Source organism: Streptomyces piniterrae (assembly GCF_005048155.1).
GTDB classification, from domain to species: Bacteria; Actinomycetota; Actinomycetes; order Streptomycetales; family Streptomycetaceae; genus Streptomyces; species Streptomyces piniterrae.
Window position 1 is genome coordinate 324957 of sequence record NZ_SUMB01000002.1, and the last position, 13559, is coordinate 338515.

The 13559-nt window shown below is 70.4% G+C and carries 6 protein-coding genes and 1 pseudogene; 4 read left to right on the top strand and 3 right to left on the bottom strand.

From position 1 onward, the window contains the following. The first annotated feature begins 32 nt into the window (after positions 1–32). The gene (locus FCH28_RS05795; protein ID WP_136738610.1) at positions 33–2156 is read left to right on the top strand and encodes a dipeptide ABC transporter ATP-binding protein; all 2124 of its coding nucleotides are present in this window, start codon (positions 33–35) and stop codon (positions 2154–2156) included. 78 nt (positions 2157–2234) lie between these two features. Here FCH28_RS05795 and FCH28_RS05800 read toward each other — a convergent pair whose 3' ends face one another. After that, complete coding sequence (locus FCH28_RS05800; RefSeq protein WP_246102443.1) at positions 2235–3014, bottom strand: L,D-transpeptidase family protein; 780 nt, start codon at positions 3012–3014, stop codon at positions 2235–2237. A 1039-nt stretch (positions 3015–4053) separates the two neighbouring features. Here FCH28_RS05800 and FCH28_RS05810 point away from each other — a divergent pair. Continuing rightward, on the top strand, positions 4054–5451 hold the full coding sequence (locus tag FCH28_RS05810) for an NADP-dependent succinic semialdehyde dehydrogenase (protein WP_136738611.1): 1398 nt from the start codon (positions 4054–4056) through the stop codon (positions 5449–5451). A 302-nt stretch (positions 5452–5753) separates the two neighbouring features. On the opposite strand, the gene FCH28_RS05815 is transcribed toward FCH28_RS05810, so the two are convergent. After that, positions 5754–7946 (bottom strand): SpoIIE family protein phosphatase, encoded by a 2193-nt coding sequence (locus FCH28_RS05815; RefSeq protein WP_136738612.1) that lies wholly within the window; start codon positions 7944–7946, stop codon positions 5754–5756. 736 nt (positions 7947–8682) lie between these two features. On the opposite strand from FCH28_RS05815, the pseudogene FCH28_RS05820 reads away from it, so the two are divergent. After that, a pseudogene (locus FCH28_RS05820) lies at positions 8683–10245 on the top strand (glycoside hydrolase family 30 protein); the annotation flags it as partial. 173 nt (positions 10246–10418) lie between these two features. Beyond that, entirely contained in the window at positions 10419–12149 is a 1731-nt protein-coding gene (locus FCH28_RS05825) for a coagulation factor 5/8 type domain-containing protein (protein WP_136738614.1), read from the top strand. Between the two features lie 89 nt (positions 12150–12238). Here FCH28_RS05825 and FCH28_RS05830 read toward each other — a convergent pair whose 3' ends face one another. Then, positions 12239–13459 carry a metallophosphoesterase gene (locus tag FCH28_RS05830; RefSeq protein WP_136738615.1) on the bottom strand — a complete coding sequence of 407 codons (1221 nt, stop codon included), beginning with the start codon at positions 13457–13459 and terminating at the stop codon, positions 12239–12241. Positions 13460–13559: the final 100 nt, after the last annotated feature.

The following is a 13559-nucleotide window of genomic DNA, read 5'->3' on the forward strand; positions in this document are numbered from 1 at the left end:
GCACGACTCCAGAAGAGCCGAGGCAACCGACCATGACCGACAAGCTCCTCACCATCGAGGACCTGCACGTCGACATCACCGGCCGCCGCGGCCGCACCATCCATGCCCTCGACGGCGTCGACCTCGACCTCGCCCCCGGCGAAGCGCTCGGCATCGTCGGCGAATCCGGCTGCGGCAAGACGATGACCGCACTGTCCGTCCTCCGCCTGCTCCCCAACGGCGGCAAAGTCACCGGAGGCCGGATCCTCTTCGACGGTACGGACCTGGCCACCACACCGGAAACCGCCCTGCGAGACATCCGCGGCAACACCATCGGCATGGTCTTCCAGGACCCACTGACCTCCCTCAACCCCACCCTCACCATCGGCGCCCAGGTCGCCGAACCCCTCCTGCTCCACACCGAGTTGACGAAAACCGAAGCCTGGGCGAAAGCCGAGGAAACGCTGCGGCTGGTCGGCATGCCCCGCCCCACCGAGCGGATGAGGAACTATCCGCACCAGCTCAGCGGCGGTATGCGGCAGCGCGTCGCGATCGCCATGGCACTGGTCTGCGAACCCCGCCTGCTGATCGCCGACGAGCCCACCACCGCCCTCGACGTCACCACCCAGCACCAGATCCTGGAACTCATCGACGAGCTGCGCGAACGCCTCGGCATGGCGATGATCCTGGTCACCCACGACCTCGGCGTGATCGCCCGCCGGGTCGACCGAGTGGCGGTGATGTACGGCGGCCGGATCGCCGAACGAGCCCCCGTACGCCCCCTGTTCGCCACCCCGCGACACCGCTACACCCAAGCCCTGTTCGCGGCGCTCCCCGAACGCACCACGGACGGCGCCCGCACGTTGCTCACCATCCCCGGGCTGCCGCCGTCCCTCGCCACCCGCCCCGTGGGCTGCCGCTTCGCACCACGCTGCGGCTTCGCCACAGAGATCTGCCGCACTGCCGAGCCGGAGCCGACCTGCGACAGTGGCACCGGGCATGCCGTCGCCTGCTTCCATCCGGGCGGCCCGGAAGCCGGCGCCGCCGCCTCGGTCGACGTGATCGACGTGGCTGTCGGGGGTACCGAGACCACCGAGACCACCGCGACCACCGAAGCGGCTGAGGTCCGCCCGCGCCCGGAGCAGCCCGCGCCCGCCGCGCCCCCGGAACGCACCGAGGAAACGCTGCTGCGGCTCGTCGGCGTCACCAAGTCCTATCCACTGCACGGCGGCCCCTTCGTCCGCAGAAGAACCGCCGCGTCGCAGGTCAGCGCCGTAGCCGGGATCTCGCTCACGGTGCGGCGCGGCGAGACCTTCGGCATCGTGGGGGAATCCGGCTGCGGCAAGTCCACCCTCGGCCGGATGGTCGTCGGCCTGGAGGCACCCACCAGCGGCACCATTCGTTTCGCCGACCGCGACATCACCACCCTGACCAAGCGGGAGCTCCGCGCGCACCGACGCGAGGTGCAGCTGATGTTCCAGGACTCCTACGCGGCCATGGACCCCCGGATGCGGGTGGGGGCCATACTGCGCGAACCCCTGGCCATCCAGCGCATCGGCGACTCGGCCGAGCAACGGCGCCGGATCGCCGGACTGCTGGACGACGTCGGGCTGCCGCGCGGCTCGGTGAACCGCTACCCGCACGAGTTCTCCGGCGGCCAGCGCCAGCGCCTCGGCCTGGCCCGCGCCCTCGCACTGGCACCGTCCCTCGTCGTCGCCGACGAACCGGTCTCCGCGCTCGACGTGTCCGTCCAGGCCCAGATCCTGAACCTGATGCGCGACCTGCAGCGCGAGAAGGGACTCAGCTACCTCTTCATCTCCCACGACCTGGCGGTGGTGCGGCACCTCGCGGACTCGGTCGGCGTCATGTACCTCGGCAAACTGGTCGAGACCGGCCCCGCCGAGCGGGTCTTCGCCCGCCCGCTGCACCCGTACACCCGAGGGCTGCTCGACACGGTCAACGCCCCGGACCCGGACGCCACCCCCGCCGGCACCCCACTCGCCGGCGAAACCCCCTCGGCCGCCGCCCCACCCTCCGGGTGCCGCTTCCGCACCCGCTGCCCGTCCGCCACCGAACTGTGCGCCACCACGGAACCACCACCCGCCGAGCCCGAGACACCGGGCCACCGAGTGGCTTGCCACTTTCCGCTGAGCGGGGGAGCGGTCGGCGGCAGGTGACGTCAGGTGGTTGGGGCTACTGGCACTGACCAGTGACCACTGACCTCCGACCACTGGCCAGTAGCCACTGGTCAGAGGTCAGTAGCGGGTGATGGCCGTCTGCCCGTGCGCCGTGCCGATGGCGATATGGGGGTGCGCGGACGGCCGTACCCACGACAGGATCTGCGCCATCGCCCCGGCAGGTACGGACACACAGCCCGCCGTCGCGCCCTTCCCATTGACATGGAGGAAGATCCCGGCGCCGCGGCCGTGCACCGGACGGTGGTAGTTGAACCCGGTGACCAGGGCCCGGCTGTACTGCACCGGATAGTCCGCCAGCCGCTCGGACTCGGCGGCCGCGCAGTCCCGCGGCAGTGGCTCCACCCAGCGGTTGTAGGAGGTGGAGGCGTTGTCCTCGCACCACCAGGAATCCGGGCCGACACGACGGTACGGGGTGGTGGTGCCGTCCGGCGCCGGAGCGATCCCGAAGGCGAACGGCAGGTCGTACAGCCCGGTCGGCGTGGTGGAGGTGCCCTGCTCACGGGTGCTGCCCTCGGTCAGCCCGCGGGACCCGAAGCGCGCCGGCGCCGAACCGGCCTGCCGCCAGCGGCCCTTGTGCCACTGCCACCACGTCACGGTCCCCGTGGTGGAACCCGTCCCGGGCGCGACGGCGGTGATGAGCTGATCACCACCGCCCGTGTCGGCCATCAGATAGGGGAGCGGGACACGGCCGGCGGGCGCGGCCGCTACGGCCGCCGGGACGGTGGTGGCGCCACCGATCACCACCGACAGGGTCGCGACGATCGCCGCGATCCTGCCGCGCGTCCCGCTCCTCCTGCCGCTTCGATTCCTGGTCGTACGCGTACGCGTCATCGGCATGCCCGCAATGTAGAGCGCGGGAGCCCCGCCGGTCGCCGCCCAAACAGGTCACATGCGCGGGCTACGGGGGGCGGGGTCGCTCCGGGCCGGGGCGGCGCGGGCGGCCACTCCGAAGGGTGGTGCGGGCCCCACTCCAAATCCTGCCCGAACCGGCCCCTGATCCCGCCCGACCCATCCCTGATCAGACCCGGACCTCACCCTGACCTCACCCCCGATCCCATCCCTGATCCCATCCCTGACCCCGCCCCTGACCCCGCCCCCGATCTCGTCTCTGGCCTCGTCCCCTGCCCTCACCCCGACCTCGCCCGATTCCCGCCAGCCCCCAATTCCCCCCGCCCCCGGTTCCTCTCCCGCCCCTTCCTAACCCCCGCCGGATGCCCCCACCCCACGCCGCACGGATCCCGCCCAGCTCCCGCTCCCGGCCCTACGGCCCCGGCCCCGCCGTGATCCTGGCCGGCCCGCCCCTAACCCGTACGGCCCCCCGCCCCCACTCCGGACCCGCCCGGCCACGTCCCGCCCCCGGCCGCCCCGCCCGGCACCCGTACGGCCCCACCCCACCCACCAAATCCACCGTGCGTCGTGGCCATGGACGGGCCAGACTCGGGTACGGGGGCTTATGTCCCATGTGCTCAGCCGTCCCACCCTGGAGGCCCGCAGTGCAGCGGCAACCGCTTACCCGCAGTGACCGCGCCCTCGAACGCGATCCTCAGCCCGTTCCGCCTCCGGACCCCGGAGGCCCCGGTCCCGGCCCCGCCCCGGAGCCGCTCCCCGGTCCGCCCCCCGTACCCGGACCGCCCGGCCCCGGAGAACCGGAACCGTCCCCGATACCGCGTCCGCCCGGACCCGACCCGGACCCGGTCCCCGAGCCGTCCCCCGCCCCCTCTCCGCTCTCCTAGAGCCACGACTCCCACACGTCAGACACCTGCCCCTTACACCAGCCCCAGGGCGAGCCAGGAGCGACTTCACTCAGAAGCGACTCGACTCAGGAGAGACCCAGGGGCACCAAGGAGCCGTCCGCCCACCGAAGGAGGTGCAGACCATGGCCATCGCCACGGTCAACCCGGCCACCGGCGAGACCCTCAAAACCTTCGACGCGCTCAACGCGGGCGAGATCGAAGACCACCTGATCCGGGCCGAGCAGGCCTTCCAGCAGTACCGCGACACATCCTTCGCCCATCGAGCCGACCTGCTGCTCAAGGCCGCCGACCTGCTCGACGCCGACCAGGACACCATCGCCCGCACCATGACCACCGAGATGGGGAAGACGCTGGTCGCGGCGCGCGCGGAGGCCGCCAAATGCGCCAAAACCATGCGCTGGTACGCAACCCACGCCGAGGAACTCCTCGCCGACGAACAGCCCGACCCCGCCGACGTCCAGGACTCCGGCGCGGTGCGCGCCGTCGTGCGCTACCGCCCGCTGGGCACCGTCCTCGCGGTGATGCCGTGGAACTTCCCGCTCTGGCAGGTCGTACGGTTCGCCGCACCCGCCCTGATGGCGGGCAACACCGGACTGCTCAAGCACGCGTCGAACGTCCCGCAGACCGCGCTCTACCTCGACGAACTCTTCCGCAGAGCCGGCTTCCCCGAGGGCTGCTTCCAGACCCTGCTGGTCGGCTCCGGCGCCGTCGAGGACATCCTGCGCGACCCGCGGGTCGCCGCCGCGACCCTGACCGGCAGCGAGGTCGCCGGCCGCTCCGTCGCCTCCATCGCCGGTGACGAGGTCAAGAAGACCGTCCTCGAACTCGGCGGCAGCGACCCCTTCCTCGTACTGCCGTCGGCCGACCTCGACAAGGCGGCCCGCACCGCCGTCACCGCACGGGTCCAGAACAACGGACAGTCCTGCATCGCGGCCAAACGGTTCATCGTCCACACCGACGTCTACGACGCGTTCGCCGAACGCTTCGTCGCCGGGATGGCCGCGCTGACCGTCGGCGACCCGATGGAGGAGGACACCGACGTCGGGCCGCTCTCCAGCGAGCAGGGCCGCTCCGACCTGGAAGAACTGGTCGATGACGCGGTGCACCGTGGCGCCCGGGCACTCTGCGGCGGCCGCCGCCCGCCGGACCACCACAGCGGCTGGTTCTACGAGCCGACGGTGCTCGACGGCATCACCGCCGAGATGCGCATCCACCACGAGGAGGCGTTCGGCCCGGTCGCCACGCTCTACCGCGTGGAGGACCTCGACGAGGCGGTGACGGTCGCCAACGACACCACATTCGGCCTCAGTTCCAACGCCTGGACCCGGGACGCCGATGAACAGACCCGACTCGCACGGGACTTGCAAGCAGGCGGCGTGTTCTTCAACGGCATGACCGCCTCCCACCCCGGCCTGCCCTTCGGCGGCGCCAAGCGCTCCGGCTACGGACGCGAGCTGTCCGGGCACGGCATCCGCGAGTTCTGCAACATGACGACGGTGTGGTACGGCCCCGAGGAGTGAGACGGGGGAGTAGGCCCCGATGGGTAGGAGCCCGAGGAGCAGGAGCCTGACGGGTGAGGAGCGTGAGGAGTGCGGGGTGAGTGCCATCTCACCCCGCACCGCCCCCAAGTGCCTCCCCGCACCGGTTCCCGCACCCACCCCCGAGGTGTACGTTCCCGTCAGGTCGAGCCGGCCTACGGCCAGGTTGGTCGGCTCGGCCCCAGCGCCCCCTGACCGAATCCGCGGACACGCCGACCCGAATCCGCGGACGCGGTGATGCGCGCTGCGGCGCCCCGACTCCGCCCACCCCCTGGCCCTGCCCCTCACGCGTCCCCCAACTCCCTCCCCTCACCATCACCTGACTCCCGCGACTCCCGCCCATCCGCCACCACGAACTCGCACCACAGCGCCTTGCCCGAGCCCCGCGGCTCCGCGCCCCAGCGGTCCGCGAGTGCCTCCACCAGCAACAGGCCCCGCCCGGACGTGGCGGTCTCGCCGGGGCGCCGGCGACGCGGCCACTGGCTGGACCGGTCCTCGACCTCCAGCCGGATCATCCGCCGCTCCCGCCGCTCCGTGCCGGGCACCAGCTCCACGGTGACCAGGGCACCGCTCTCGGTGTGCGTCAGCGCGTTGGCGATCAGCTCGGACGCGGCGACCTCGACGTTGTGCGAGACCTCGCCCGCCCGCCACTGGTCCAGCGTCCGGCGCAGCGCCGAACGCACCTCCGCGGTGCCCGCCGGATCGGCCTGATGGACATGCAGCCGCATCCGGGGCGTGATGGCGGCACGGTGATCGGTCAGCCGGTGCAGCAGCAGGAGCGCCATATCGTCCTCCGAGCCCGGCTCGGCCCACAGATGATCCGACAACTGGTCGGCGAGCGCGTCCAGCTCAGGCGGCCCGGCCCGAACCGCCGCGGACAGCGCGTCGATGCCCACAGAGATGTCCCGGCCGGGATGCTCCACCAGGCCGTCGGTGCACAGCAGCAGAGTCGACCCCGGTTCCAGGAACAACTGCGTCTCCGGAAAGTGGTCGTGCCCGAAGCCGGTGGCCAGGCCCAGCGGCAGCCCGCCGCGGATTTCGGGCCAGTCGATATGCCCGGAACCGTCGCTGATCAGCGGGCCGAGATGGCCGGCCCGAGCCACATGCAGCGCCCCCGACTCCAGGTCCGCCTGGATGTACGTGCAGGTCGCGAACCGCTCGGTCTCCAGCTCGGCCAGGAACCGCGAGGCCCGCACCAGCACGGTCTCCGGCGAGTGCCCCTCACTGGCGTACGCGCGCAGGGCGATCCGCAACTGGCCCATGACGGCGGCCGCATGGGTGTCATGACCCTGCACATCGCCCACCACGAGCCCGGTCCGCCCCTGAGGCAGCGGAACCACGTCGTACCAGTCGCCACCGACGTCCCTGCCGACGCTCGCCGGGTGATAGCGGACGGCGACCTCGCCGCCGGTGATCGCCGGCACCCGGCGCGGCAGCATCGTCGCCTGCAGCCCCGTCGCGAACTCCCGCTCCTGGTCGAAGAGAGTGGCCCGCTGCACCGACTGCGCGACGACACCGGCCAGCGCCAGCGCCAGGTTCTTCGCCTCCGCCGACTGCACCGACGGCTCGGCGTTGAACAGCCCCAGCGCCCCGATGACGGTGTCCTGCGCGATCAGCGGCAGAAAGGCCGCACTGCCCGTCGGGAGGACATCACTGTAGGGACGCAGCCGCGGATAGCGGGCGATCAGTTCGCCCCGGGTGCCCAGGAAACAGGGCCGCCGGGAGATCGCCGCGTCCGACAGCGGCAGCGTGTCGTCCAGACGCGAGTTCATCATGTCCTCGGGCACCTCGCCCTCCAGCCCCGCGGCCGCGATGACCTCGAACCGTCCGCCCTCGACCAGCCCCAGCACCAGCCCATCCGCGCCGAACCGCCGCGCGCCCCCGGGACCGGTCAGCACCCGCGTCACATCCGCCACCGACAGCGCGCGGGCCAGCTCGGCGGTGATCTGCTGCACCATCACCGTCTGCCGCTGCCGCTCCTGCTGGAGCGAGCGCAGCAGCGCCGAGTCCGCCAGCTCGCTGGAAGCCTCCCGGACGATGCCGATGATCCGGTACGGCAGCCCGCCGTCGTCATGCAGGATGCGCCCCTGGGAGTGCGTCCAGCGCATGGTCCCGTCGCGGCACTGGATGCGGAAGTACGCGCCGTAGGAAGAGCTGCCGTCCTGCAGGGCCTGGGACAGCGCCGAGTCCAGCCGCATGCCCTCCTCGTCCGGCACCCGTGAGACCAGGGACAGCGGCGCGCCGTCGTATTCCTCCGCGCGCAGGTCGAACACGTCCAGCGCACCGGGGTCCAGCTTCATGGACCCGGTGTCCAGGTCCCAGTCGAACGTGCCCATCCGGTTGAGCGCGAGACGCTCCCGCAGGCCGATGGGCTCGTGGTGCGACACCCCGGGCACTTCCTCCTCGACCCGGCGCGGCTCCCGGTCGGCGCGGGGGTCGTAGCCCTGGTCGTCCGGCGGTCCGGTCTGCCTGGTCACGCGTTCGGTCCGGTCTGACTGGTCACGCGTTCTGTCTCCGCCTCACGCGCTCTGCCTCCGCCTTGTGCGCTTGGCCTCCGCCTCGGTGCCCTTGCCTCGCGACGCCTCCTTTATCCGGCAACAATTACGCAGCGTAATTCATTCCCGGACTCTCAGTGAGCGGGGCCGTCAGGGCAATCGGTCCCCAGGGGGCGACCTCCCGGGGTCCGACCGGGGCCGATATCCACCGGAACGCGGCCATGCGCTCACCTTAGGCGCGCCCTCGAAACCCCGCATTTCAGGTGCTCCGGCCGCCGGTGGACGTTACGGAGGACGGGTGAGGGCGGGCGGGGGAGAAGGGGCGGGGGAGGAGGTGAGAGTGTGGCTCGCGTTCCGGGGGGTGAAGAGGCGCGGGGGCGGCTGGCGAGGGGGAGGGGGAAGGGTACGAGTCACGCCCGCCGGGAGACCGCGGCCTCCACGTGCACGTGCCTCTACGCACACCCGGGCCCTACCTGACCCCACCCCCCTCCCCATCTCCATAAGTTGAATGCAATACGCGGCTTTGCCTAGACCAACTTCCGTATCGTGCATGACTCTTGACGGCACATGTTCAACTACCGAACCATGTGGCCGAGCGGTCGGCCGTCCCCACAGCGGCCGGAAGCAGTAGCCGGGCCGTGATCGCGGCGGCCCGGTGGGCAGAAGCGGGTGTACGCGAGCTTGCTCTGCCCTTTGCCACAGAAAGGCAACCCCCCACATGAGATCGCGCCCCCCATCGCGCCTCCGCATGACATCGCGCAGAGTCCGCCGGGCCCTGAGCGGCATGGCCGGCGCGGCCGCGGCCGCCCTCGTACCTTTCTGGTCGGTGGTAACCGGACCACCGACCACACCAGATACCACCCCCCACCAACAGGTCCAGGTCCACCTGACGACCACGTCCGACCCCGGCGGCCGACATGTCGTCAAGGGACTGGAAAAGCAGCACCCCGTCCGCTTCCGGCCGGGCGGCGGAGGCAATATCACCGTCGACGAGTCGAAGACGTACCAGAGGTTCGACGGCGGTGGCGCGGCCTTCACCGACACCGCCGGCTGGCTGATGAACAGCAGCGGCACGCTGAGCGATGCCACCCGCGACGCCACCATGCGGAAGCTCTTCGACCCCGACAAAGGCATCGGCCTCAGCTTCATCCGCAACCCCATAGGCGCCTCCGACCTCGCCCGTTTCGGCTACACCTACGACGACATGCCCGCCGGGCGGACCGACCCGCGCCTCGAGCACTTCTCCATCCGGCACGACCTCGCCGACGTCCTGCCGCTGACCGCACACGCCCGCCGCCTCAACCCGGACGTCAAGGTGATGGCCTCGCCGTGGACCGCGCCGGCCTGGATGAAGGACAACGACAGCCTCGATCAGGGCCGGCTCCGGGCGAAGTACTACGGCACCTACGCCCGCTACCTCGTGAAATACCTGCGGGCGTACAAGGCCAGGGGCGTGCCCGTCGACTACGTCACCGCCCAGAACGAGCCCAACTGCTGTGCCGGCTACCCGTCCATGCAGTGGAACGGCTCCGGCCTGGCCTACTTCACCAGGAACGACCTGCTGCCCGCCCTGAAGAAGGCCGGCCTGACCACCAAGGTCCTCGCACTCGACTGGAACTGGGACAGGTACCGCGACCTCGCCGCGCCCACCGTCGACGACCCGGCCATCCGCCGCCACCCCAACTTCGGCGGCCTGGCCTGGCACGGCTACAGCGGCGATGTCACCGAGCAGACCCGGGTGCACGACAAGTACCCGGAACTGGTCACCTACGACACCGAGCACTCCGGCGGCTGGTGGATCACCAACCAGCAGAAGGAGGACATGCACAACCTCATTGACTACACCCGCAATTGGGGCAGTAGCTGGCTCAAGTGGTCCCTCGCCGTCGACCAGAACGGCGGTCCGCACCACGGCGGTTGTGACGGCTGCACCGGCCTGGTCACCGTGCACAACGGCGACGGGAAACACGGCACCGTCGGCTACACCGTCGAGTACTACACGATGGGCCACCTCACCAAGTTCGTACGGCCCGGAGCCCGCCGGATCGGCTCCACGGGCTCCACCGTCGTCCCCAACGTCGCCTGGAAGAACCCCAACGGCTCCAAGGCGCTGATCGTCTACAACGACACCGGCAGCACCCGGAAGGCCGACATCAACTGGGGTGGCGAGCACGCCTCCTACGACCTGCCGACCGGCGCCTCGGCCACCTTCACCTGGGACGGGAAACCCACCGACGGCCCACGGGCCGCCGCGCACGGCCCCGTCCTCGCCGCCGTCTGTCAGCGAGAGCACGTCCATCACCGAAGGCAGGAGTGAACGCGATGCGCATACGCATACACATACGCAAAAGGCCACCGACGGCCGTAAGAACCTCTGCAAGAAACACCCCAACAACCGGGTCGCATTCCGGGGCGGCTTCCGGCCGCCCGCCCACCGGGACCGACCGCGCCCCGATGCGGGTGCCGCGCCGCGCCACCGTCCTCGCCGTCCTCATGGCGGCCTGCGCCGCCACTTTCACCCTCCCGCACGCCGACGCCGCCGCGGCCGATCCCGACCTCGGCCCCAACGTGCGGATCTTCGACCCCTCGACGCCCAAGGACCAGATCCAGGGCGCCGTGAACGACGTCTTCAAGGAACAGGAGACCAACCAGTTCGGCGCGGCCCGGCAGGCGCTGCTGTTCAAGCCGGGATCGTACGACGTGGACGCCAACATCGGCTTCTACACCCAGATCGCCGGCCTCGGGCTCTCGCCGGACGACACCACCATCAACGGCGCCGTGCACGCCGAGGCCGACTGGTTCGACGGCAACGCGACGCAGAACTTCTGGCGGTCCGCGGAGAACCTGGCCGTCAACCCGGCCGGTGGCGCGGACCGTTGGGCGGTGTCGCAGGCGGCGCCGTACCGCCGGATGCACCTCAAGGGGGATCTCCAGCTGGACGACGGCGGCTGGTCCAGCGGCGGGCTGCTGGCCGACACCAAGGTCGACGGTCAGGTGCGCTCCGGCTCCCAGCAGCAGTGGCTGTCCCGCAACACCGAATGGGGCGGCTGGAGCGGCGCCAACTGGAACATGGTCTTCGTGGGCGCGGCGAACGCCCCCGCCGGGAACTTCCCCGATCCGCCCTACACCCGCGTCGACCACACCCCGGTCTCCCGCGAGAAGCCGTTCCTGTACGTGGACGACGCCGGTGCCTACAAGGTGTTCGTACCGGCCGTCCGCAAGGACTCCCAGGGCACCAGCTGGTCCTCGGGCAGCCCGCAGGGCAGCTCACTGCCGCTGAGCGACTTCTTCATCGTGAAACCGGGCGCGACCGCTGCGCAGATCAACACGGCACTGGACGCTGGTAAACACCTATTGGTCACACCCGGTGTCTACCACCTTGACCAGACATTGAAGATCACCAAACCGGACACCGTGGTACTCGGCCTGGGATTGGCCACCCTCATTCCCGACAACGGCATCACCGCTGTCTCCGTGGCCGACGTGGACGGGGTGAAGCTCGCCGGACTGCTCCTCGACGCCGGGACGCAGAGCTCCCCGTCCCTCATGGAGGTCGGCCCGCAGGACTCCGACGCCGGCCACGCCGACGACCCGACCTCGCTGCACGACGTCTTCTTCCGCGTCGGTGGCGCCGGAGCTGGTAAAGCCGCCAAGAGCCTGGTCGTCAACAGCTCACATGTCATCGGTGACCACCTGTGGATCTGGCGCGCGGACCATGGCGACGGCGTCGGCTGGAACACCAACACCGCGGCCAACGGCCTCACCGTCAACGGCGACGACGTCACCATGTACGGCCTGTTCGTCGAGCACTACCAGCAGTACCAGACGATCTGGAACGGCGAGCGCGGCCGGACGTACTTCTACCAGAACGAGATGCCCTACGACCCGCCGGACCAGGGCTCCTGGATGAACGGCGACACCCGCGGATACGCCGCCTACAAGGTCGCCGACCACGTCAGGAACCACGAGGCGTGGGGGCTCGGCAGCTACTGCTTCTTCAACGCCAACCGCGACGTCGCCGCCGAGCACGCCTTCGAGGTCCCCGACACGCCCGGCGTCCGCTTCCACGACATGGTGACCGTCTCCCTCGGCGGCACCGGCACCATCCACCACATCATCAACGGGACCGGAGGCCCCTCGAACGCGAACAGCAATGTCGCCAATCTGGTGAGCTATCCGCAGTGAGGTGAGCGGGGTGAGCCGTCCTGGGTGTGAGCGCCACGCAGGGACGGCTCACCCGCTTCAGGTGTCACCCGCTTCAGGTGCCACCCGCCTCAGGCGTAGGACCGCGCCGCCGCGACCGGCGCGGTCTGCCGCGTCCGGTGCCGCAGAGTCGCCTTCCGGGTCGCGACATCGACCGTGTACGCCTCGATGGTCAGCCGGGCACCGGACACCTTCAGCACCATGAACCCGTTGTCGGAGAAGTTCTGCCAGGCGGCCGGATGGTTGAAGTGCGCCTTGCCGTCCTCCGTCTTGGCCGACGCCCCGCACACCACCTGACGGGTGCCGCCGGTACGCGCCGTCGGCTCCAGGATCTGCAGCGTGTGGTCGTGACCGGACAGGATCAGGTCAGCCCGCCCGCATACCACCTGCTCGTACATCTCCTTGAGGTGGATACCGCTGGTGTAGTTGCCGATCTCGAAACCGTCGTACGAACCGGCGCTGCCGTGCTTGCCGTTGTTGAGATACGGATGATGGCCGATGACCACCTTCCAGCGCGCCCGCGACGCCTTCAGCGCACCATCCAGCCAGCTCCGCTGCTCGCGCATGTACGGCCCGTCCCACCGGTAGTAAGGGTCGAGCTGCGCGACGTACGAGGACCACGGAATGGTGTCGATCGCGAAGAACTCCACCAGCGGATCGGCGGCCGGCAGCGGCACGCTGTAGTAGCGGCTCGGCATGTACCAGCGCTTCGAAGTCTTGGCGTACGCGACCTCGCGGTCACCACGGGACGGGTCGCCGCCGCTGCCCGGTATCAGCCCCGAGCAGTCGTGATTGCCCAGGACCATCAGCCACGGCACATCGATGCCGTTGTTGGGCTTCTCGAACTTGTCCTGGAACTCCGAGTCGTCGTCGGACTCCGGGCCGTTCTCATAGATGTTGTCGCCGAGACCGACCGCGAGGCCTATGCCCTCGGCGCGGCAGAGGTCCCGGGCGGCGGCCGCCACCGCGTACTGCGCCTCGTCACCGGTCCCCGCGTCACCGGTGATCAGAACGCTGAACTCCCCGTTGCCATTGGGGTGTTCGGGGAACGGAAAGGCTCCCGGAGCGCCGGGACGGGATGCCGCGGACGCGGGCGCCTGCGTCTGCGAAGGCAGCACGGCGAGCGCCGCACCGGCCATCGCGCCGCCCAGCAGCGTCCGCCGGTTCACAAACTGCGGTACACGCCCCGTGGTGCGCATCGGCGGCCCCCCGGCCGTCGTCTCCGAGCCGGTCCGCAGCCAGTCCTGCTCGGTCATGTCCGCCTGCGGCGGGATCAGTTCGTCGTCGCACATGCCTGGTTTCTCTCATGGCCGCCAGGGGAGATGGTGACGATTCAATGAACGACAAGTGGACGTATGGAGATCAGGTGCGTGCCGGCTACGCGTCGGTAAC

Coding starts and splice junctions, on each gene's coding strand:
- FCH28_RS05795 (WP_136738610.1), top strand. CDS start 33: ATGACCGACAAGCTCCTCACCATCGAGGACCTGCACGTCGACATCACC.
- FCH28_RS05800 (WP_246102443.1), bottom strand. CDS start 3,014: ATGCCGATGACGCGTACGCGTACGACCAGGAATCGAAGCGGCAGGAGG.
- FCH28_RS05810 (WP_136738611.1), top strand. CDS start 4,054: ATGGCCATCGCCACGGTCAACCCGGCCACCGGCGAGACCCTCAAAACC.
- FCH28_RS05825 (WP_136738614.1), top strand. CDS start 10,419: ATGCGGGTGCCGCGCCGCGCCACCGTCCTCGCCGTCCTCATGGCGGCC.
- FCH28_RS05830 (WP_136738615.1), bottom strand. CDS start 13,459: ATGTGCGACGACGAACTGATCCCGCCGCAGGCGGACATGACCGAGCAG.